The sequence below is a fragment of the Micromonospora sp. NPDC050200 genome, assembly GCF_040656135.1.
Taxonomy (GTDB): Bacteria; Actinomycetota; Actinomycetes; order Mycobacteriales; family Micromonosporaceae; genus Micromonospora.
In genome coordinates this window covers 1-21,931 of sequence record NZ_JBFALG010000062.1, presented here as the reverse complement: position 1 = coordinate 21,931, position 21,931 = coordinate 1, and the positions used below count along the sequence as shown (strand labels likewise).

14 protein-coding genes and 2 CRISPR repeat arrays are annotated in these 21,931 nt (G+C 70.5%); of the genes, 4 read left to right on the top strand and 10 right to left on the bottom strand.

Annotated elements, in window-relative coordinates; genetic code table 11:
* Positions 1-725 precede the first annotated feature (725 nt).
* Entirely contained in the window at positions 726-983 is a 258-nt protein-coding gene (locus tag AB0I41_RS28810) for a hypothetical protein (protein ID WP_357113728.1), read from the top strand.
* Positions 984-1,060: 77 nt separating this feature from the next.
* A CRISPR array of direct repeats spans positions 1,061-5,051; the repeat unit is 28 nt; unit sequence GGAAGACCCCCGCGCGTGCGGGGACGAC.
* A gap of 18 nt (positions 5,052-5,069) precedes the next feature.
* Here AB0I41_RS28810 and cas2e read toward each other — a convergent pair.
* The 8 genes from cas2e to cas3 form a co-directional block, all read right to left on the bottom strand.
* A complete protein-coding gene (cas2e, locus tag AB0I41_RS28805) occupies positions 5,070-5,348 on the bottom strand; it encodes a type I-E CRISPR-associated endoribonuclease Cas2e (protein ID WP_357113727.1) in 279 nt (92 codons plus the stop codon).
* Positions 5,345-6,337 (bottom strand): type I-E CRISPR-associated endonuclease Cas1e, encoded by a 993-nt coding sequence (gene cas1e / locus AB0I41_RS28800; RefSeq protein WP_357113726.1) that lies wholly within the window; start codon positions 6,335-6,337, stop codon positions 5,345-5,347. The genes cas2e and cas1e overlap by 4 nt, the downstream gene beginning before the upstream one ends.
* Position 6,338: 1 nt before the next feature.
* A complete protein-coding gene (gene cas6e / locus AB0I41_RS28795; protein WP_357113725.1) occupies positions 6,339-7,073 on the bottom strand; it encodes a type I-E CRISPR-associated protein Cas6/Cse3/CasE in 735 nt (244 codons plus the stop codon).
* Positions 7,074-7,078: 5 nt separating this feature from the next.
* Positions 7,079-7,888, bottom strand: coding sequence for a type I-E CRISPR-associated protein Cas5/CasD (gene cas5e / locus AB0I41_RS28790; protein ID WP_357113724.1), 810 nt, complete (start codon positions 7,886-7,888; stop codon positions 7,079-7,081).
* On the bottom strand, positions 7,885-9,078 hold the full coding sequence (gene cas7e / locus AB0I41_RS28785) for a type I-E CRISPR-associated protein Cas7/Cse4/CasC (RefSeq protein ID WP_357113723.1): 1,194 nt from the start codon (positions 9,076-9,078) through the stop codon (positions 7,885-7,887). Before cas7e ends, cas5e begins: the two co-directional genes overlap by 4 nt.
* 73 nt (positions 9,079-9,151) lie before the next feature.
* Complete coding sequence (casB, locus tag AB0I41_RS28780) at positions 9,152-9,742, bottom strand: type I-E CRISPR-associated protein Cse2/CasB (protein WP_357113722.1); 591 nt, start codon at positions 9,740-9,742, stop codon at positions 9,152-9,154.
* A gap of 28 nt (positions 9,743-9,770) precedes the next feature.
* Positions 9,771-11,342: a type I-E CRISPR-associated protein Cse1/CasA gene (gene casA / locus AB0I41_RS28775; protein WP_357113721.1), complete on the bottom strand. Its 1,572-nt coding sequence runs from the start codon at positions 11,340-11,342 to the stop codon at positions 9,771-9,773.
* A 106-nt stretch (positions 11,343-11,448) separates the two neighbouring features.
* On the bottom strand, positions 11,449-14,217 hold the full coding sequence (cas3, locus tag AB0I41_RS28770) for a CRISPR-associated helicase Cas3' (protein WP_357113720.1): 2,769 nt from the start codon (positions 14,215-14,217) through the stop codon (positions 11,449-11,451).
* 356 nt (positions 14,218-14,573) lie between these two features.
* Positions 14,574-17,409: a CRISPR direct-repeat array (repeat unit 28 nt; unit sequence GTCGTCCCCGCACGCGCGGGGGTCTTCC).
* A 428-nt stretch (positions 17,410-17,837) separates the two neighbouring features.
* Between cas3 and AB0I41_RS28765 the strand changes: the two genes are divergently transcribed.
* Together AB0I41_RS28765 and AB0I41_RS28760 are read left to right on the top strand one after the other, a co-directional pair.
* A complete protein-coding gene (locus AB0I41_RS28765) occupies positions 17,838-18,518 on the top strand; it encodes a hypothetical protein (RefSeq protein WP_357113719.1) in 681 nt (226 codons plus the stop codon).
* A 373-nt stretch (positions 18,519-18,891) separates the two neighbouring features.
* On the top strand, positions 18,892-19,314 hold the full coding sequence (locus AB0I41_RS28760; RefSeq protein ID WP_357113718.1) for a GNAT family N-acetyltransferase: 423 nt from the start codon (positions 18,892-18,894) through the stop codon (positions 19,312-19,314).
* A gap of 667 nt (positions 19,315-19,981) precedes the next feature.
* On the opposite strand, the gene AB0I41_RS28755 is transcribed toward AB0I41_RS28760, so the two are convergent.
* Both AB0I41_RS28755 and AB0I41_RS28750 read right to left on the bottom strand, forming a co-directional pair.
* Positions 19,982-20,392 (bottom strand): hypothetical protein, encoded by a 411-nt coding sequence (locus AB0I41_RS28755; protein ID WP_357113717.1) that lies wholly within the window; start codon positions 20,390-20,392, stop codon positions 19,982-19,984.
* Positions 20,389-20,937 (bottom strand): hypothetical protein, encoded by a 549-nt coding sequence (locus tag AB0I41_RS28750; RefSeq protein ID WP_357113716.1) that lies wholly within the window; start codon positions 20,935-20,937, stop codon positions 20,389-20,391. Before AB0I41_RS28750 ends, AB0I41_RS28755 begins: the two co-directional genes overlap by 4 nt.
* A 757-nt stretch (positions 20,938-21,694) precedes the next feature.
* On the opposite strand from AB0I41_RS28750, the gene AB0I41_RS28745 reads away from it, so the two are divergent.
* Positions 21,695-21,931, top strand: a 237-nt coding sequence (locus AB0I41_RS28745; RefSeq protein WP_357113715.1) for a transposase, incomplete at its 3' end; no start/stop codon positions are given.

Below are 21,931 nucleotides of genomic sequence, written 5' to 3'. Positions count from 1 at the left end.
GCCTGCGTCCGCCCGCCGAGACGGGTAGACGGCGTACCGCGCCTGACGACGCACAGCGCTCGATACCGCTCTCACTGCGATGCAGGCAGGTTGTCCAGGACAGGAGTCAACGGTCTTTGAGTCGCCGTGACCCATACCCTCGGCAGCCCCTGATGCCCGCCGAGCACTTCTCTCCAGCAGGCGGGATAGGGTCACCCCCGGTGCGGCTGCACGACCTGCGTCACAACGTCAACTACCGAGACGCGCGCAACCCGCGATCGCATCGACGTTGAGCGCCGCGATGGGCCGACGGTTCGCCCACCTCGGCCCTTGGCGCGAGTACTACCGGCCCTCACACTCCTTGTAGATGCGTGAGGGGAGAACGTCATGGCTGGTCCGGGCAAGATCTACAAGCGGTGCGGCTGCCGCGACAGTGGCACCAAGAGGCCGCTCGAGCAGGACTGTCTCCGCCTGCCGGAACGCGGGCACGGCAGCTGATATTTCGACTGCTCCGCAGCCGACGCGTTCGGCGGACCGGCGCGCGCACGTCGCGGCGGTTTCCGGTCCAAGGCCGCCGCCAGCAAGGCACGAGACGAGTGGCTGGCCCCGACCCCGGCGAGGAACGCACCGCGCGGGGATGGACCGTCGAACGGTAGCTGCGGTACTGGCTGTCGACGCGCACGAGGATCCGGCCTACCACCCTGGCCGCATACACCCGGGATGTCGAGCAGTTCCTCATCCCGCACATGGGCAGAATCACCCTGGAGGACTTCAACATCCGCCGAATCCGTAAAGGCTTCGACGAGATCGCGCAGACCACCAACGGCCGCGGCCAGCTTCAGACGCCCTCGTGCCTGCAACACCTGCGGACCACCCTCCGCGCGGCACTCAACCTCGCCGTCCGTGAAGGTCTGCTCGAGGCCAACCCGATACGCCACCTCGAACTCCCGTCCTACCGCAAGCCGCACGCCCAGGTCTGGACCGCGGCGCGCGTCGCGGAGTAGCGGGCGACCGGCCGACATCCGGCGGTGGCCGTCTGGACAGCGCCATACCTCGCCGCGTTCCTCGACGCGGTCACCACCGACCGGCTCCGCGCGTGCGGGGACGACGGATTCATGGTCTGCTGGCGACGGCTTTTCGAAGGAAGACCCCGGCGCGTGCGGGGACGACAAAGCGGGGCAGGTAGCCGAGATCGTAGTTCCGGGAAGACCCCCGCGCGTGCGGGGACGACTGCGTGTAGAAGGCGCGGTCAGGGTCGCTGCCCGGAAGACCCCCGCGCGTGCGGGGACGACGCGCAGGACGACGCCGAGCCGACGTGGGGCGAGGGAAGACCCCCGCGCGTGCGGGGACGACCCGAGCAAGCCGGGCCGGTAGTCCGTCTCCGTCGGAAGACCCCCGCGCGTGCGGGGACGACAGCCCGCTGAAGTGACTGTGCATCGTTCCCCCCGGAAGACCCCCGCGCGTGCGGGGACGACACGGAGCCGGGGAACCAGACTCCCCCACCCGTGGGAAGACCCCCGCGCGTGCGGGGACGACTGACAGAGACGGCCCGCGTGGAGTCAGACATCGGGAAGACCCCCGCGCGTGCGGGGACGACGATCAGGCAGCCTTGTGCAGGATCCGGAACGCGGGAAGACCCCCGCGCGTGCGGGGACGACTCGGCGATCTGCGTCTGAATGTCGCTGACCGGCGGAAGACCCCCGCGCGTGCGGGGACGACGCGGCCGGTCACGCCCTGAAGGTCGATGGCGACGGAAGACCCCCGCGCGTGCGGGGACGACGTCGCCGGGGGCGAACGCGACCAGCCAACCCGCGGAAGACCCCCGCGCGTGCGGGGACGACAGGCCGCGATGCGTCCGTAGCGGGCCGCCCTGGGGAAGACCCCCGCGCGTGCGGGGACGACACGTTCAGGGCGGGCCGCGTGTACCGCGTCCGGGGAAGACCCCCGCGCGTGCGGGGACGACGCTACTGGAGGACGACATGACACCGGAGCAGGCGGAAGACCCCCGCGCGTGCGGGGACGACTTCCCGCATCACCGCGTCGCGGGGCAGATCCGGGGAAGACCCCCGCGCGTGCGGGGACGACTCCATCTGCGCCGTCGCGTACGGGCCGACGATCGGAAGACCCCCGCGCGTGCGGGGACGACGCGACCTCCTGCCGCGACGGAATCCGCGTGTCCGGAAGACCCCCGCGCGTGCGGGGACGACGCCCTCATCGGTGACGCCGAGCGGGAGCGGGACGGAAGACCCCCGCGCGTGCGGGGACGACGCGAGTCGGAGAGCGCCGGCCACACAATCCCCAGGAAGACCCCCGCGCGTGCGGGGACGACTCGACCTCGCAGTTCAGCCAGCGGCCGACCGTCGGAAGACCCCCGCGCGTGCGGGGACGACGTTGATGTACGCACCGCGCGCTGCCTCACGCACGGAAGACCCCCGCGCGTGCGGGGACGACAGGTCCGGCACCCCCGCCTGCATCGTGAAGAACGGAAGACCCCCGCGCGTGCGGGGACGACTCGATGCCAACGGCACCCCGGACCAACGGCAGCGGAAGACCCCCGCGCGTGCGGGGACGACTTCGCGTCGACGAGGTCCTCGACGACGTGCTGGGGAAGACCCCCGCGCGTGCGGGGACGACGCCGACACCAGCGCCACCTCGTCGAGCAACACGGGAAGACCCCCGCGCGTGCGGGGACGACCTTCAGCGACCCGGACCCGATCGCCACGGTCCGGGAAGACCCCCGCGCGTGCGGGGACGACGCGGGCCCCCACGACGTCAGCTCGGTCGTGCATGGAAGACCCCCGCGCGTGAGGGGACGACGCGGGCGAAGGAGTCGACGGAGGATCTGGGCGAGGAAGACCCCGCGCGTGCGGGGACGACGACATGTCGAGCATCTGCCGGGACACGGTCTGCGGAAGACCCCCGCGCGTGCGGGGACGACACCTCGATCGAGGTCGTCGCCGACGCCGATCCGGGAAGACCCCCGCGCGTGCGGGGACGACGCGCGACCGACAGCGGGGGGCAGCCGTGACGGAGGAAGACCCCCGCGCGTGCGGGGACGACGCCTTGTGGGGGCGGGGGACGGTCAGGGGCTTTGGAAGACCCCCGCGCGTGCGGGGACGACCTCCAACGCGGCGACCTCCGGCTCGGTGAGGTCGGAAGACCCCCGCGCGTGCGGGGACGACGTGTACGACACCAGCACCCCGGAGAACGCCCGCGGAAGACCCCCGCGCGTGCGGGGACGACTCGGCTGCTCCGTCAGCCTGGCCGCTGAAGACCGGAAGACCCCCGCGCGTGCGGGGACGACCCGAGGTCGATGTCGTAGGAGATGGGCGTCCACGGAAGACCCCCGCGCGTGCGGGGACGACGCCAGGAGACGGGGCCCCCTGGTAGACCCGGGCGGAAGACCCCCGCGCGTGCGGGGACGACGCGTTCCGCGAGGTGGGAGTCGGTGAACCGGTCGGAAGACCCCCGCGCGTGCGGGGACGACTGAGTAATGTCGACCTGATCGAAGTCACCGAACGGAAGACCCCCGCGCGTGCGGGGACGACTCTTCGGGAATCTCTCTGCCACAGCCGATGGGCGGAAGACCCCCGCGCGTGCGGGGACGACACTCATCAGACACCGTCCACAGAGCCGATGACCGGAAGACCCCCGCGCGTGCGGGGACGACATATCGATCGAGTAGGGCGAGATTCGCCCTGTGGGAAGACCCCCGCGCGTGCGGGGACGACCGGCCGATGCCCGTACCCGGCAACATCACCTCGGGAAGACCCCCGCGCGTGCGGGGACGACGTGTAACCGCGCGAGGTGTCCGACCTGTCCGCAGGAAGACCCCCGCGCGTGCGGGGACGACGAGATAGCGGCCTGCGACACCTCGGAGCCGAGGGGAAGACCCCCGCGCGTGCGGGGACGACCTCGGCGGGGGAATCCTGCTCATCGGCATGTACGGAAGACCCCCGCGCGTGCGGGGACGACCGGCTGGTGCGGCAGAAGGACGAGGACAACCCGGGAAGACCCCCGCGCGTGCGGGGACGACATCCGCAACAACCGGGAGCGCGACGACCGGGCGGGAAGACCCCGCGCGTGCGGGGACGACACCGTGCCAACTGTCAGGTATCCGACAAAAAGGGAAAGACCCCCGCGCGTGCGGGGACGACCGCAGCTGCAACCGCGACCCGACCACGCGGAACGGAAGACCCCCGCGCGTGCGGGGACGACATCAAGAGGCAGTCCTGCTCCGCGTACGGCCGGGGAAGACCCCCGCGCGTGCGGGGACGACACGGTCGCTGCCGACGACCGCGGTGAGGAGGAGGGAAGACCCCCGCGCGTGCGGGGACGACCCGAGCAGCCCGGACAGGAACGTATCGGCGCGCGGAAGACCCCCGCGCGTGCGGGGACGACGTCCGCCAGCTCCGGCTCCCCACTGGACATCACGGAAGACCCCCGCGCGTGCGGGGACGACCTGCGGTCCACGTTCCGCCTACGCCGGACCATGGGAAGACCCCCGCGCGTGCGGGGACGACGCGCGGAGACTCGATCACTTCTGGTTGGCCCGCGGAAGACCCCCGCGCGTGCGGGGACGACTGAAGTCGCCACGCCCGTGCCCGGTAGTCCGAAGGAAGACCCCCGCGCGTGCGGGGACGACAGCGCCATCCGGCCCGTCTCCGGGTTGATGAGGGGAAGACCCCCGCGCGTGCGGGGACGACCAACGCAGACTTACCGCCGGAGAGCCCGGGCGAGGAAGACCCCCGCGCGTGCGGGGACGACGCGCCGAAGCCGACCGCCCATCCGGCCTTGGACGGAAGACCCCCGCGTGTGCGGGGACGACGTCTGGGCGACCGCCCACATGCGACGCCACAGGGGAAGACCCCCGCGCGTGCGGGGACGACTCAGGGCGGCAAAGCCCTCCAGCAGATCAGCGCGGAAGACCCCCGCGCGTGCGGGGACGACACCATGCCGGCGCTCGTTCGGGCCAGACCGCGCGGAAGACCCCCGCGCGTGCGGGGACGACGGGCTAGACGAGATGAGTCGTCCGTCGGATGCGGGAAGACCCCCGCGCGTGCGGGGACGACCCTTGTTGACCTGGGGGTTTATCGGCGGAGTCGGGCTGAGAGAATCAGTCCGTCGAGGTCGACGGGTAGCCATCGGTCGCGGCCGGCGGTGCGGATGGCCCAGCCTTGTTCGTTCTGTGCTGGTTCGATCATGATGGCTTGTCCGTCTCCTACTCTGGTGGCGAGGAGTGTCCAGAGGCGGTCGCGTACGCGGGCGCTGGGGTTGCCGACGAAGACGCCGGCGGCGACTTCGATCATCCATCGGGTGAGGTGGCCGCGGAGTCCTTCGGCTACGGCGATGAGGACGATGACGGTCAAAAGTCCACCTTAGGCTCGCCCAGATCAGGTCCGGTGACTCCGACGAAGGAGCTGCCATCGAGGCTGTCGGCGTAGTCGGTGGCCCAGTTGATGCCTCCTGGCACGGAGCCGAGGTCCTCGTCCCAGAGTTCGTGGGCGTCCTGTTCGATGATCTCGTTGTCTTCGCTGAGGAGCAGTGTCTTGATGTCCTGGACGATGCGGGTCATCAGCTTCCCGTCGGTGACCCGGTCGCGGAAGGCGGTCCGTGCGTCTCGTTCGCTGGTGAGGCCTTTGGTGGCCAGGTCGAACGCGAGTGGGATCGTGTAGTCGGCCTTGTAGAGGTCGGCGATGTCGAGGACGAAGGAGGTCGCCCCGCCGGTGTGGACGAAGCCGAGTCCGGGGCTCGCGCCGAGGCCGACGATGGCTGCGTGGCAGATTCCGTAGAGGCAGCTGTGTCCGGCGGACAGGAGCCGGTTGACGTCGTCGCCGGCTTCGAAGGGTTGGCCGGGTTTGTAGAGCCGGCCGTCCCATGGCACTCCTGTGCGGGCTGAGTGGGAGCGGTAGATCTTTTTGACCCGGGCGCCTTCTCGTCCGCGTAGTTGCTGCATGGTCAGTGCGCTGACGTCTTCACCGGGGAATCGCATGCCGTACATGCGGCGGGCGACGGCGAGGCGTTCTTTGGTGCGGGTGACCAGGTAGGCCTGGCGTTGGAGGAGTTGGGATCCTCGGCTGGGGCCGATGCCGCAGGCGTAGAGGCGGACGCCTTTCTCGCCGACCCAGCACAGGGCGGTGCCGGAGTCGGCGAGCAGGCGTACGGCGGCGGTGGTGATGCGGGCGCCGGGTCCGATGAGCAGGGTGGCGACCATAGCGGCGGGTATCCGGACGGTGCGTTCCCGGTTGACCAGCACGACGGCGTTGTCGTCCCGGTCGATGTGGCAGCGTTCGACGTAGACGCTGGAGATCCGGTCACTGACCCGGTGCAGATCCTGCGGGTCGGCCAGCCACCACACCTCAGCGTTCCTCGGCGCGTGGCGGGGCGAGGGTGAGCAGACCGAAGCCGTACGCCTTGCCGGAGCCGACCCCGTCGAGCAGCGCCTGGCGCACCAGCTTCGGGTCCTCGATCTGCACCAGGCCGTCGAAGGTGACGCTCTCCAGGTTCACCGCAGGTGTGTCCGTTCGGCGGCCGGTCTTGTGGAAGCGAAGCCGGTGCCGGTCGGTCGCTCGCACGGCGGGTACCTCGTTGCCGTTGACGATGTCTGTTGGCACGGTGCACCCGGCGCGGCCCAACCGCTCGACGAGCCAGTCGAGCTGGTCGGACAGGGTGCGGTGCGCGACGCGTACGCCACGGGGGCGCTCGCCTGCGAGATGTCGGGCCTGCGCCTCGGATGGCCTCGTGGGTTTCTTGGTTGCGCTGGTGGGGTTGGCTTTGAGCCGGTATGCAAAGGTCCGTCCCCGCTGGATCTGGTCGAGCAGCGGCTCGTATGACCTGACCATGGCTTGCGGCTCGTCGGCGGAGGGCCAGCCGGCTTGTTCGACCAGGTGTTCCCAGGACGGTTTCGACTGGGTCAGGACGAGGACCGCGAGTTGGTGCTGGTGTGGGGTTTCCAGCCGCCAGAGGACACGTTCTGTCACCGGTTGGCGGCTGAGACCGCCGAGGACGGCGGCGTGCAGCATCTGCGGGTTGCGCAGCATCCGCTGCGCTTGGGGGCGCAGCGGGTTGAGGTGGATGCGGGACAGGTATGGCATGGCAGCTACCACCCGAGCAGCGCGAAGGGATCGTGGTCTGTATGGCCGGTGTCGGGCCAGCCGGTCGGTACGCGCACCCATTCCTGGCGTACCCGGCGGGTGTTGAACCCTCGGTGCAGCGGGTAGAAGGAGTGGGGAACGTCAACGCGTACGTCGTTGCCGTCCTCGTCGTCGACGGTGACCGGCAGGTCGACGACCGAGGGGCGGTCGTCGCGGCCGAACCGGGAGGTGCGGTGGCGTTGGCTGGCTTGCCAGGGCACCTGGCCGAGCACGTCGAGCGGCCCGCCTGCCCAGAGGGCCTCTTGATCGACCCGGTTTGTCTTGTCGGGTGTCAGGAGCAGGGGCATCGCTGGCGGGCAGGACCGCCGACCGAGGGCCAGCGGGAAGGCTGGGCTGCGGAGAGCGTCGGCCAGGGTGCGCAGCAGGTCGACCGGGCCGCTGACCGCTGCCACGAACACCGCGTCCTGAAGGTAGAACCGGTGTGTGACGTGCGTGTGCTTTGCCGGCGACGTGGCTTTCTGCACGCCCTTGGCGTTCACCGTGGCGGACAGCAGCGGCCGGCCCCGCAGGTCGCTGACCGTGTGGTAGTCCCGTAGCAGCGAGCCGGGCTGGTCGGTGCGGACGCCGAGGCTCAGGCCGAGGAGCGCTTCGATCGACTCCTGACGACGTAGCCCCTGCGCGGCGGCGAGCAACCCGAGGATGCCGCTCTTCGTTGGCTCGTCGAGGGTGTCACGGCGGTTGAACTGCCCACGTCCGCCCCAGGACTGCAGTGGCCCGGCCAGCCGGAGGACGAGGCAGGAGGTGTGGTCGGTCATCGTGGCGTCGTCGACTCGTCCAGTCGGGGCCGCACGACGGCGATGGTCGCGTCGATGGCCTCGTCCAGGCTGCGCGCAGCCCCGAACGCCTCGGCGACGCTGGCACCGTCGGTGTCCCGGTCCTGGTGGGTGCTCGCGGCGGCGGTCGAGGCCGGGTCGTAAACGCTGGCCACCGCCAGGGGGGTGAGGCCCCAGGCGGTGCTGGTCCGGTTGAGTTCTGCCGCCAGACGTAGCGCGGCCTTGGCGGCGATGCCGTCCCGACTGCGGATGGGGCTTTCGAAGGCGGAGACGAGGTTGACCGGCTGGTCTGCGCGGACGACGTAACTGACCACGCTGGGCACCGTGCGATGGGCGAAAGTGTTCTGGTGCCCGGTGGGCATCGAGGTGACGAACGCGCGCAAAAACGCCCGAACGGCCTCGATCGTCGCCTCCGGGTCCTGGTCGAGATTGCCGGCGAGGTGGTGCACGTCGAGGGTGGCGAACCGGTACAGCGTCGCGGAGGTGAACTCGACGGTGCCGATCATCGCCGCGCCGGCGTCCTCGTCGGCTGTCTTCTCGTCGTCGACCGCCGTGTAGTAGTCGAACTCGATCTCCACTGAGTGCACCGACAGGGCGTGCGCCACCTGCGTGGCCGCGTCCACGTTGAGGGCGGGGATGTCGGCGACCATGCGGCCGAACAGCGCCACGTCGATCGGGTGCTTGACGGTCAACTGCGCGCGGACCGGCAGGTCCGCGACGGCCTTGGCCAGCGCGTCATCGGCGAGCGCGGTCAGCTCGGCGGCCCGCTCGGCGACCAGGTCGACGATGGCGTCGAGCTGGCCGCGCCCGAAGAACAGCAGATAGGCGCTCTCGGCGGCCTTCTTGCCGGGCTTGATGTCGAGGTCGTGCGCCAGCAGAGCGTTGCTCAGCCGGGTGGCGGCCTCGCCGTCCAGGCCGGTCCGGTCCGCCAGCCGCGAGGCCAGCAGCGTCGACACCCGCTTGGTACGCGTACCGAGCTGCTCGGCGGGGATGCCCAGCTCGTCCTGGAACGCCTTGCGGGTGGCACGCTTCCACGCCTGCGAGGACACCCGCGCGCGGCGTGCCCCGCCGTAGACGGCCTGCTTCGGGCTGCCCGCGTCATCTCGGTTGAGGTTCGACGGCGGCACGGTCTGCAGAATGTGAATGTCAATGTAGGTACGTGGCTCGGTCACCGGATCTCCTTGCTGGTGGGCATCGGGCAGGTAATGAGTCGAGGCGCCCAGGGTCGGGGCTTCTGCGGTTCGGTTAAGCCTTCGTGGTGGCGGCGCCGGCTGCAGCCGGCGCCTGCGTGTCCTCGCGGAAGGTGAAGTACTGCCCTCCCCATCGGCGTCGGACCGCGTGCACCCGGTCCTGGTCCTGCCAGTCGCGCAGGTCCTGGAAGAGCAGGGTGTAGTCCAGCGGCTGGGCCGGGCTCAGGGTGCGCAGCTGGCTCACCAGTCCCCGCAGGTGCGCGACGACCTCGGTGAAGCTGGTCGCCGTCGCCGCCGCACCGAATCGCCTGTTGACCGCGTCGACGGTGAACCTTTCACTGGCCCGAAGCTTCGCCATGGCCAGGCCCAGCCCGACGTTCGGCTGGTGCATCAGTCTCGATTGGGACTGCTGATGCACGGCGAACAGAGCCAGAGCGGCGTGCTCGGCACGCAGGTCGGGGCTGACCCACCCGTCTGACCGCAACCGGGTGTAATGGGGCCACATCGCCGGGACGGCGCCGGCCTCCCGACCCAGCCCGCCGCGCAGCGCGGCGAGATCCCTCCCCTCGGGCAACTTCTTCGAGTAGTCCCGCTCCCAAAAGTGCAGCCTCGGGTCCTGCCGTACGGTGCCCTCACTGGTGGTCATCCACATGTCTCCGCTGAGTCGGAAGGGATCAGGATTCGATACCGAGGATCTTGCGGACCGACGCCCGGTACCACACCTCGGCCAAACTGGCCCGGTAGGCCTTCTTCTGCTTGCCGTCCTCGCGCCCGAGAAAAGCCGTCGGCGGTGCCGCAGCCAGTGCGGGCTCGGCCACCTTGAGGGCCATCGATTGCGCTGCCGTCCGCCAGGCGTCTTCGGCGTCGTCGTACCGATCGGGGTCACGTTGCAGCCCGGCCAGCAGTCGGCGCACCACGCGGTTGAGATCCTGCATCAGCGCGTCACCCGGCCGGAGCCCCTTGTCCCAGGGCACCGGGTCACCGCCGCTGGCCCGCCGCAGGTCGTCGTCGAGCCGGTTACCGGCCCGACGCAGATCCTCGGCCTGCACCACCACCGTCTCGATGAGCTGCCGCACCTCACCGGGTGCGAATGCGGCCAGCGGCAACGGAATCAGATCGGCGATGACGTCCTCGACCACGGCCGACTGGTTGCCGTACGCCACACCCACGGTCAACACCTGCAACGGCACATCATCGACACCAAGGTCAGCCAGCTGGGCGAGGAGAATGCTGCTGCTGAACGAAGCACCCTCCTGCGGCACAGTGGCCAGCATCGGGCCCAGACCACGCCAGGCGTCCCGCCCGACGGGGTGACGCACCGGCGCCACCGGCGCCTGGCCGGCGCGGGGCTTGTCGACCCGCCGCCACGCGGTGTGCGGCTCCACGTCCTGCGGCAAGGGCTGCATGCGGTCACCCGCGGTAAGGACAACCCGGCGCACCACGATCTCACCAGCGGCGTTCCGCTCCGGGATGAGACGCACCCTGCGGGACTGCCAGGTCAGAAGATCCAACAGCCCCACCGGGCCCCGCACTTCCCAGGCGCTGGTCATCGCCCGCTCCCGCCGCCACTGCGGCACGTCATCGGGGGGCGGCTGCCGCACGATCGGGCTGTTCAGCAACAGAGTCTCGGCGAGGTTGCGGCCGATCGGCACCGTGACACCCAGCGCGCCACACGGTCCCGTCGGGTTTCCCGTGGTCTTGCCCCCCTTCGCCTGGGGATCGTCGGCCGCACCCGACTTGATCGCCGCGGTGTCCCAGCACTGGGTGGCCAGCATCGCCCGGGCCGCCTCGGCGGGGGTCAACGCCGGCGGGTTCGCCTCGGTCCGGGGCGTGAACAGCGGCACGTTGTTGCCGGTTGCCGTCGCCGCGATCAGCAACGACGCCGGCTTGTCCTCGTCCTTGGCCGTCCGCAACCCCGTCACCTGGCCGAACGGACGGCTGCCGAACAGGTCGAACCGGGCCCGCTGGTCGCCCAGGTACTCCTTGATCCTCTCGGCCGGCAGGTGGCCGTCACGCCAGCGCTGTTTCCACTCCCCCTCACTGTCCGGGATGCCACAGGCGTCCAGGTAGACCGGCAGCAGCACCTGCCGCAACACAGCGACAGCCTCCAGCGGATTGGCGGTGGCCAGCCCATCGATCTCGTGCGCCCGGGATAGCGCGTCGATGAGCGACAGCACCCGGGGACGGCCACCCTCGACGACCGGTATCCACGCCTCGTCCACCAGATTGAATGAGGGGCTATCCATCAGCACTCCGTAAATTCGTCACGAGTCATGGACGATGCACCGCGTTGGTGATGATCGTTGCGATGGTCTTCATACGTTGCCCCCGCCACCCGGGTTCGCACCTCGGTCATGCGCGCTCGTCGAGTAGGCCGAGGTGCTTGTCGTAAGTCAGCCGTCGACCGCCGAGGATGGCCGAGTTGCGCTCGTCGAGGACCAAGGCGTGGGACTTCGACAACCAGCCGTTGCCGTACCAGCCGGGCAGCGGTTCGAGCTTCTTCGCCGCCTCGGTGACAGCGGGACGGGCCGGCAGCCGTACGGTCGACCCGACCACCTCTTCGGCGAGCGCCGGGTCGCCGACATCGCCGGTCGGGCCGAGGCTGCGTCCGCCGAGGGTGAGATACCGACCGCAGGCCTGCCGAACGAGCACCACCTCCACTGACTCCGGGCCGTCCCGCACCACCGCCGCCATCTCGTCGTCGCTGGGTGCCTCGCCGGTCGCCCGTCCGTGCAGCCCGGACAGCGTCGGGGCGCCAAGCTCGCTCTCGCCGGCTAGCAGGAACACCTCCGCCGCTTGCCGCCTTCTGCGCTGCTCCATCTGCCAACTGTGCTGCGCCGCCGCCGTCGCCTCCTGCCACGACGCCGCAACGATGTCACCGTCTCCGTATCCGCGACGCACCAAGTCAGGGACGTCGGCGGGGATGCTCCAGCCGTCACCTGCGGCGGCGTCGGTGACCAGCGCCGCGGCCCGCAGCAGCGGGTACCGCCCATAGATGTGCTCGCTGCCGGACGGAAAGACCGGCGGCCCGGCCGGGTGCGTCCTCACTCCGGTCACGAAGACCTTGGGCGGCCGGGTGCGCCCCGGCCGGCTGTGCCGATGCACCCGGCCGACCCGCTGCAGCAACAGGTCGATCGGTGCGAGATCAGTGACGAGCAGGTCGGCGTCCACGTCGAAGGACTGCTCCGCGAGTTGGGTCGCCACCACGATCAGGCGCGGCGGCCGCACGATACTCCCGCCAGGCGGCCCCAACAGATCCAGAGCCTTTCCGGTACGCGCGGCGCGTTCAGCGACCGTCAGCCGGGCGTGCAGCAGGATTACCTCGCCGGTGCCCCACTTCTCAGCCAACGCCTCATAGGTCTGTTGCGCCCGGCCGACCGTGTTCCGAATGACCAGGGCGCAGCCCCCGGCACGTAACTCGTCGTCAAGGAGGTTGACCACGGCCTCCGGACCGCCATCCAGAGCCTCCTCCTGCAAGTGCACAGCCACCGAGGTCGACGGCCGCCAAGACGCGGTCGTCCGGGTAGCGCAGGTGACCGCGCCTCCCGCCGCGACGAGCGCCTGCAGCACGGGGTAACCCGATATTTCCGCCACGGCCGGCAGGTCAACCCCCCGGCGGCTCTGCACGCCCTGCAGGTAGGCCCGCATCAGGCTCTCCCGCTGCTGCGGCGGCAGTGTCGCCGACAGCAGGATCACCGGCACGCCCGCATCCGCCAACCAGCGCAACGCCTCGTGGAGGAACTGCGACATGTAGACGTCGTAGGCGTGGATCTCGTCCAGGATCACCACACGCCCGGCCAGTCCAGCGTGCCGGAGCATCACATGCTTGCTGCGGGTCGCGGCGTACAGGAGGTGATCGACGGTGCCGACCGTGACCGGCATCAGCATGCCCCGCTTCGCCCCGAGGAACCACTGCGCCGGAGCATGCTCCGGACGCACCGATCGACCACCACCGGCCATACCGAACTCGTCATCGCAGCCAAGGTCGTCGACCCCGGCGAAGTGAGTCTTCTGCTGGAGGGCATTCCACCGTGGGTTGAACATCCGCTTGCCATGCAGCAAGCCCACCGGCAGGTCCTGATCCACCTGGTCGGCCCACTGGAGCACCCGGTCGAACATCGGGTCGCTGGTCGCCTGGGTCGGCATGCCCACGAAGATGCCGTCGCAGCCGAACCGCCGACCGAGCACCTCGGCTGCGGCCAGGGCGCCTTCCGTTTTCCCCTCGCCCATCGGCGCCTCGATGACCAGGAGCCCCGGCGCGCCCATCTGCTCGGCCAGCTCTACACAGGCGGACTGCAACGGACGTGCGGCCTTCCCGAAGCGGGCCGCCACCAGATCCGGCATCCGGCGGTACGGCGCAGCATCCCATCCGCCCCGCAGCTCCAGCTTCGCCCACGCCTTGGCAGCCCGTTGCCGGGCTGCGGCCATGGAAACCTCGGCCAGGCTGAAAACACCCAGGAAGTGATCACTGCTGGCGATCCAGTCCGCCATGATCACGAAACCGGACAGCCCCAGTTGTTCGCCTCGACGCGGCACCTGCACAGGCGCCAGTCCTGCAAGATCAACGTCGAGGGCGTCGGCAACGGCATGGACCAGGGCGGCTTGGGTGGCCCGCCAAGCTACACCGGCACCCTGCGCGTTGCGGAGCCTGCCCGCGGTCTTGAAGACAGGGCCACGCGACGGCAGCAGGCCGTGGTGACCGGCAACCATCGGCCACACCCACTCCACTGCCTCCTCGCCCCACCCCGCCTCGCGCAGCACCGACTGAATGATCACCGCCCCGGCGCAGGTATGGTGCCACCCGGTCGACTCACGGTCCAACCTCCGCCAGGTGAGACCGGCGGCCCGAACCGCCTGGGCCAGCTTGTCGACCTTGCCCTGGAAGGCCGGTGAGGCTTTGCCGACGTCATGCCATCCACAGAGGAGGGCGAAAAAGGCGCGCCCATTGTTGCCAGATACGTCGTCCAGCCAACTCTTGAGACGCCCGGCGAGGTAGTGATCCCACATCAGCTCCGCGACCGCCGCCGTGTCCAACAGGTGCTGAAGGAGCAGGTTCGGCTGCCCGCCAGCATCAGATTTACCCCACAGCACAGCGAGGACAGCGGTGCGATCCGACGACATGTCCGGGACTGTAGGAGGTGCCTCCGACAAATCCTCCCCCTCACGCTCTCCCAGTCGCGTTTCCGACAGACTCAACAGTCCAAACATCCCTGGGCGGGAGCTGCGTCACCGATCTTCGAACTTTTGTGCGGATTGTTGCTCCTCGTGATCAAACGAGAAACCTTCAACGCCAGACCACGCTTACATTTCCATCGACTGGTTCACAGCCTCGCCGGACAGCACGCGCATCTTCGTATAATGGATCACCTCGGCGGGGGAAGGCTCACCATGAAGAGCTCGAAGAGACCAGCGTTAGCTTGATGAATCAACTGAAGTTTTTAGCGCCGCCCACCTGATAAACCCCCAGGTCGGCGAGCGTCGTCCCCGCACGCGCGGGGGTCTTCCGCGGCTCAAGGCTCGCATTGACGAGATCGACCGGTCGTCCCCGCACGCGCGGGGGTCTTCCCCTCACGCAGATTCTCGGGAACGCGGACGCGGCGTCGTCCCCGCACGCGCGGGGGTCTTCCCGGGCTGTTGGACTGGCGGCACCCCGACGGCCCGTCGTCCCCGCACGCGCGGGGGTCTTCCGGGATCTCCGGCCCAGCGGGTCCGTACCTGATCGTCGTCCCCGCACGCGCGGGGGTCTTCCCCGGCCATCTCCCGGATCATGTCCAGTTCGGCAGTCGTCCCCGCACGCGCGGGGGTCTTCCCGACGGGGCCGGGAAGATCGCCCGGTACCTGCGGTCGTCCCCGCACGCGCGGGGGTCTTCCCGAGGGCCCCCACCGGATGCCGGTGGGGGCCCTGTCGTCCCCGCACGCGCGGGGGTCTTCCCCTGGGGCGGTCCTGACTGTCGTGTGGACCGGCGTCGTCCCCGCACGCGCGGGGGTCTTCCGCCGTTGATCCGGCCGTGTCCGCGATCGGCGGAGTCGTCCCCGCACGCGCGGGGGTCTTCCGTTCCGGGCGTTCCTCGCGGACGTGATCGAGACGTCGTCCCCGCACGCGCGGGGGTCTTCCGTTGAACCCGTGCCCGCCGTTGCTCTCACAGATGTCGTCCCCGCACGCGCGGGGGTCTTCCCGACTTCGCCGGGCAGTGCGTCGTCGGGGCACTGTCGTCCCCGCACGCGCGGGGGTCTTCCGCAGACGCCGTTCTCCGGCGCGTACGAGCGGATGTCGTCCCCGCACGCGCGGGGGTCTTCCCCCCCTTGACGCCTCAACCCCTTGACCCGTCACGGTCGTCCCCGCACGCGCGGGGGTCTTCCCGAGCGAGCCCCCGACCGCCGCGAGCAGTCGAGGTCGTCCCCGCACGCGCGGGGGTCTTCCGTCCGGGGATGTCCTCCACCTCACTCGCTCGGCGTCGTCCCCGCACGCGCGGGGGTCTTCCCCCCGGCCCGTAGCCGTCATCCGGGCGGGTGACGTCGTCCCCGCACGCGCGGGGGTCTTCCGCGGATCCCGCCACCGGCCCGCCCGGACCCGTTGTCGTCCCCGCACGCGCGGGGGTCTTCCGCTGGAGGGCGACGGGTCGCGGCTCGGCGACGCGTCGTCCCCGCACGCGCGGGGGTCTTCCATACATCAACGATGCGGCGGCCATGCGTGCCATGTCGTCCCCGCACGCGCGGGGGTCTTCCCGTCTCCACCCGGAACGGCACCCCGCGCTGCGGGTCGTCCCCGCACGCGCGGGGGTCTTCCGACACCCACGCCGGGCGTCCAGCAGATCACCCCGTCGTCCCCGCACGCGCGGGGGTCTTCCGCACACCGTCTTGCCACCACCGGTCGGCAGCACGTCGTCCCCGCACGCGCGGGGGTCTTCCCGTGCGGCCAAGGTCACGGCCGATGGGGTGGTCGTCGTCCCCGCACGCGCGGGGGTCTTCCCCCATCCAGCGCTGCGACGACCGGCGCCCGGGAGTCGTCCCCGCACGCGCGGGGGTCTTCCGTCGGCACGGCAGGAGGTGTCGGGGATCAGGATGTCGTCCCCGCACGCGCGGGGGTCTTCCCCCGAGATCCAAGGGCCACCGGTCCCGGACGACGTCGTCCCCGCACGCGCGGGGGTCTTCCCTACCGGGCGCTGATCATCGACGGACGTGCGCCGTCGTCCCCGCACGCGCGGGGGTCTTCCGATCACCGGGGCCGCGCCCATCGTCCGCTGTCCGTCGTCCCCGCACGCGCGGGGGTCTTCCTACGACCTGGGTCTCGGTCGCTTCTCCGGCGAACGTCCTCCCCGCACGCGCGGGGGTCTTCCGCGGGTTGAGGGATCAGAGGCGACCGTCGAGACGTCGTCCCCGCACGCGCGGGGGTCTTCCGTGGGCCGGACGTGCGGCGATCGCGTTCGCCGCGTCGTCCCCGCACGCGCGGGGGTCTTCCTTCGAGTAACGCAGCTGGTCGCCCTGCTCGGATGTCGTCCCCGCACGCGCGGGGGGCTTCCGGCCGGACTCTCCCGCCGCAATGGCCGCCATGAGTCGTCCCCGCACGCGCGGGGGTCTTCCGGACGTCGGCGGGTCCGGCGGCGGGGCGGGGGCGTCGTCCCCGCACGCGCGGGGGTCTTCCCCAGGCGTCGGGCCGGCGGGTGTCCTCGCCCAGGTCGTCCCCGCACGCGCGGGGGTCTTCCGTCCTGGGGAAGGCGTCGAAACAGACGCCCCTCGTCGTCCCCGCACGCGCGGGGGTCTTCCTCCGCATCCGGACATGACCCCCTTCGAGCTGTGGTCGTCCCCGCACGCGCGGGGGTCTTCCGGCGGCGTGGTCGGGCACCCTGCTCGCTGACGGGTCGTCCCCGCACGCGCGGGGGTCTTCCCCTTCCGCGACGTCGGCGACGCCGCCGAGAAAGGTCGTCCCCGCACGCGCGGGGGTCTTCCCCCGGCCTGCTCGATGCCACGGGTCAGGCCGCCGTCGTCCCCGCACGCGCGGGGGTCTTCCGCCGGTGTCGACGGGCCTCGCGGTCGACGTCCGGTCGTCCCCGCACGCGCGGGGGTCTTCCTCCGTGGGGCCGCACCCCGGAGGTGGTGCCGTTGTCGTCCCCGCACGCGCGGGGGTCTTCCCTCGCCGGACTACGGCGTTTCGGTGACGGGGTCGTCGTCCCCGCACGCGCGGGGGTCTTCCCCGGTACGCGTCGCCGGACCCTTGCAGGAGTAGGTCGTCCCCGCACGCGCGGGGGGCTTCCCCGGTCGATCTCGGCCTCTTGCGCCGGGTCCGGGTCGTCCCCGCACGCGCGGGGGTCTTCCCGCGCTCTCTCGACGACAGAGCTCTCGTCCCCACCGCACCTCGCTCGGTCGGACGGGCTGCGCCCGCTGCGGCCGGACGCGGACTCCACGCCAGCCATGCCCGTCCCCGGCACCAGTGGATCCAGCTCGTTTGGCGCCGTCCACGGGGACTCGGCCGACGCCCCCACGTCGGTATGGACGCCGCCCAGCCTGGCAGGGCGCCGCTGCCAACCGACCCGCGGCCACCTTCTCTCGTCCCACTCGCCCCGCCCGGGCACCCGGCCCGCCTGACCGGCGGGCCGTTTGCGTGCCGTCCGCGGCACCAGCGCGCCTCCGCATACCCGCATCCCTGACGGCCCCTGGTGGCCCGCGCCGGCCCGCGGCGGTCCCGCGACGACGCCGGCATCCTCCCCGACATACCCGATCACCATGGTGACCAGGAGTTACCCATGAACGTGACCATGCCCGTCGTCCGCGCCCGGTGGTCCGACATCAACCGGATCGCCGATCTCGTCACCGAAGCCCTCTCCCCCACCCCCCTCGGCGCCTGGCTCGTGCCCGACGAGCGACGCCGACCGACCATCCTCACCGCCGTCGCCCGGATCTGGACCGAACACGCGCTGCTCTTCGGCGACGCGTTCCTGCTCCCGGACCGCACCGCCGCGACCGCCTGGTTCCACCGCTACCGACCCATCCCACCCCCCGCCCGCTACGCCGACCGGCTCGCCGACGCCTGCGGTGCACATGAGAAAAGGTTCCTCCAGTTCGACCAGGCCCTCGCCGCACAACGGCCCGCCGAGCCGCACAACCACCTGGCGCTGCTCGCCGCACCGGGCCCAGCGGAGTCGGGTCGCCCCGCTGCGGTCCTCGCCGGAGCGCAGCGCTGGATGGACACGCTCAGCCTGCCCACCTACACGGAGGTCTTCACCGAAGCCGACCGCGACCTGTTCCAACGGCACGGCTACACCCACCGAGACACCATCCCCGTCGGCGGCCACACCACCACACACGCGATGTGGCGGTTATCGCCGTTCTGGACCGGCCGGGCCAGCCGCAACACCTGCTCACCGGTGCGGCGTCCGCTCGCCCTACCCCGCAACAACTCGTCGACCCTCTTCGCGCTGCGCTGATCCGCCCGGCCTGGCCGGGGTGCCCCGCGTCGCCCCGGCCAGCGGGCCGCAGTACGCGTATCACAGGTACGGCGGCCCGACACGAGGATCAGCAGCATGCACCCGATCACGGCGACCCACCGAAATAGGGCGGCCCTCGGCCCGCACTCGCATCGTGCGCCCCACCCTCGATGCCAGTCCCACTCCGCAGGCAGGGCCAGGATCTCGTCGCACCGCATTGGTCACGACAACTGGCAAAGCCGGAACTCCATCAGGCGGGGATCCCCGAAGCGGCGGCACGCGACGAACAATGCCGCCTGGACGGCGTCCTCGGCCGTCGCCCGGTCCAGGGAGCGTTCTGCCGATCTTGCGCAACCGGTCCTAGCGTCATCGCATGCATCTCATAGACGTTCCGGTGGAGGCGACCTTCGGGCTGCGGCGCGGGGCGCTGGGTTGGACGGTGCCGTCCGCGACGCGCATACACGGCGACGACGCAGCCCACCTGGCGCTGCTGCACGGAAACGCCATTGCCGCTGTAGTGTTCCATGCCGCATGGCCCTGCCCTGACGAGCCTCAAGTGCCAGCCCGATATTTCTTTGGGATGGCGGTGGACGCCAGCTACCGGGGGCAAGGGTACGGTCGCCGGCTGCTTGCCGCAGTTGCGGATCGGGCGCGCGCGGCCGGCGAGTCTGTGGTGTGGGCGGAAGCGCGCGAATCTGCCGTCGGCTTCTATGTGGCCTGCGGTGCCCGCACCGGCGCGCCCTTCGTCGAGGACGTAGTCGGCCTGACTGTCCGCCGCGTGGTATTCACCCTGTAGTCGTCGTCCGGGTCGATGATGGGGGTCGAACTGGGTGAGCTCTTCGACGTCGCCGTCCGCTCCGGTCGCGACCGGTCCGGCCACAAGCCACACCAAGGCGGGCAGGAATGCTCCCCCCAACCGGTCGACGGTCACGTTAACGGGCAGCAGGTGGTCGGAAGGAGGCCGGGCCCTCGCCGCTCAGATCCTCCCTGGCCCGCCCTCGCCTGGGACAGGGAGGGCGCAATCGGTGGAACACGCCTGGCACCGCCAGGTCTCGGCCGATGATCAGAACATGTGGGCGAAGATCGACGTGCCGTGCGTCGGGGGCGAGTGGCCTTCTCATGCCCGCCCGTCGCTCCGCGAAGGGTTTCCCGAGCCGGCAGGTCCAGCTTCCTTGTCTGCCCGCCCTTCGGCGTGTGGTGACGGGGCGACGGACAACCAGGGGCCGCCCATAGCAGCACGGCCGGGTGATCATCCGCTCAACAGCCCGCTCACGCACTGCGCCGGTCGGTACCGTCACCGGCATTGGAGCGGCGGGCGCAACCAGCCTGGCCAGCGGCGGGCCTGGCTCCGCTCAGCACTGACGGCGGTGCCTCGTTCTGCGAAGCCCCCGCATCCTCGGCTGCGAGGTCCTCCTCCGTCAACCGTGAACCCTGCCGTGGCCGGAACGATCGGCCCCCGGTTGTCACTGGACACGGCCGCGCTGGCGGTGTGGGCCGCGGTCCTCCTCCGTAACGAGAGCCTGTATCCGGCGCACGGTGGCGCCTGGCGCGAAGATCGCTTCCCGCCATCGTTGCAATGTCCTGGTCAGGTCCCACACGGTCGTTCGCAGTTCCTGCAGTTCCCGCTGCGATGCCGCCAACTGTTCCCGGACGGCCAGCGCCTCGGTCTCCAGTTCGGTGACCCGCGTCCGCAGCGGCTGCACCAAGGCCAGCGCCGCGTCGGTCAACGCTCCGGCCGTGTCCGCCTTCAACTTCCGCCGCTGCACAGCGATCGTGGCAATAACGCCGAGGCCGCTGGCGCCGCCGAACAACCCGAGCAGGGAGATCAGCACTTGCGCCCAGTACGGCGAGCCAGACGCCTGCGCGGTCATCATGTCTGCCCCTCAGGGCACGGATCGGCGCCGGCCTGGTGCAGGCGGATGAGCAGGCGCAGGGACCGCACGATCTCGGCCGAGCGCAGCCACGAGCCGACCGCCACGGCGCCGACGAACGACGCGGCCACCACCGCCTGCCCGCCAGCGACCGCCAGCACCGCGACGACGTACATCGCCGCGATCGCGCCCAGCATCAGCACCGCGGCGAGCTCGATGCCGAGCCCGGTGCCGAGCTGCCCCGGCCAGAACATGCCGAGCAAACCCGCGACGCCCACCACGATGAGGCCGAACTCCCAGCAGACTTTGATCGCATCGGGCATCGCCACCTCCACCGACTGCGGCCGGACGTTCAGCGCGACCAGCAGGACACCACAGACGGGCGCGGTGACGAAGACGACGAACTCGTATAGCCGGTGGCTCGTCCGTTCATAGAAGTTCCCCATGACGCACTCCTCTCCCCAACCCGCGCACATCAGGTGGACGCGCAGCCAGCCTGCGCGGCGCCCAAGCCAGCTCATCCCCACGACCACGTCGTCGAGCGGCACCGAACCTGAGGCAGGTGCCGGCGGCATGCCGGAAACTGAACCGAGCACATGAGCCACCGCCACCTGCTGCCGCGGAAGCCGACCAAACCGCTCGGCCTGCCTGCGGGACTCACCGCCATGAATCAAACATATCCCCAGGTCAGACCGTCGTCGACCGCCCACGGCAGTAAGCCGATCACCACAACGCTCAGAGCACCGACTGTCGGAACATCGACAGCGGCCCGTGCAGTTGGCTTGAGGCCGGCCGCCGATGCGAGCCGCGCGGGTAGAGGGCGTCACCAGCGTGAAGGCGCGAGATATCAGCCAGCAAACGCCCCTACACGAACGTCGCTCTTGCCCGGCCGGTCCCGCCAAACGGCAGATACGCGATCGTGCCCTGACCGAGCCAGCAACGAGCAGCATGGCCACTGGCTGGGCCACGGCCCAAATCCCCGGGACACCGCCGGAGACATCCGACAGTTCGATGAGCGGGCGCGACCGGACCAGTGCCGGGCGGCAGGGCGAGGGACATCCACTGCCGCAGCCCCCAATATTCCATCGCCCTCAACTGGCGTGCTTGCGCCGTCATGCGGCCTGCGTTGGGCTACACCGACTCTCATCGCTGCGCGGATCAGCGTTGCTCTTGCAGGAGTGGCGTCCCTGATAGTGGTGTAACGCGGTTGGCGTGATCGTCGGACAGCCCGTCCGGCATAGAGCGCGGCCATCGCGTGATCTTTCGAGTGAACCTTCCACAGCACTCTCGAAAGGGACTACCGCGATGACCGCGCCTCACATCATCGACCCTGCCGGCCTGCTGGGCCAGGCACTGACCGACGCGTCACCGGATCTGATGCGGCACCTGCTGTCCACGGTGATCAACTCTCTGCTGTCGGCGGAGGCCGACGCGGTCTGCGGCGCCGAGTACGGCATCGCCTCGCCGGAACGGGTCAACTCCCGCAACGGCTACCGGCACCGCGAGCTCGACACCCGCATCGGCACCATCGACGTGGCCATC

What these genes read in the sequence shown, in the direction of transcription:
- AB0I41_RS28810 (WP_357113728.1), top strand. Translation starts at nt 726, where the DNA reads ATGGGCAGAATCACCCTGGAGGACTTCAACATCCGCCGAATCCGTAAA.
- casA (WP_357113721.1), bottom strand. Translation starts at nt 11,342, where the DNA reads ATGGATAGCCCCTCATTCAATCTGGTGGACGAGGCGTGGATACCGGTC.
- cas5e (WP_357113724.1), bottom strand. Translation starts at nt 7,888, where the DNA reads ATGACCGACCACACCTCCTGCCTCGTCCTCCGGCTGGCCGGGCCACTG.
- AB0I41_RS28765 (WP_357113719.1), top strand. Translation starts at nt 17,838, where the DNA reads ATGAACGTGACCATGCCCGTCGTCCGCGCCCGGTGGTCCGACATCAAC.
- casB (WP_357113722.1), bottom strand. Translation starts at nt 9,742, where the DNA reads ATGACCACCAGTGAGGGCACCGTACGGCAGGACCCGAGGCTGCACTTT.
- cas3 (WP_357113720.1), bottom strand. Translation starts at nt 14,217, where the DNA reads ATGTCGTCGGATCGCACCGCTGTCCTCGCTGTGCTGTGGGGTAAATCT.
- AB0I41_RS28760 (WP_357113718.1), top strand. Translation starts at nt 18,892, where the DNA reads ATGCATCTCATAGACGTTCCGGTGGAGGCGACCTTCGGGCTGCGGCGC.
- AB0I41_RS28755 (WP_357113717.1), bottom strand. Translation starts at nt 20,392, where the DNA reads ATGATGACCGCGCAGGCGTCTGGCTCGCCGTACTGGGCGCAAGTGCTG.
- cas6e (WP_357113725.1), bottom strand. Translation starts at nt 7,073, where the DNA reads ATGCCATACCTGTCCCGCATCCACCTCAACCCGCTGCGCCCCCAAGCG.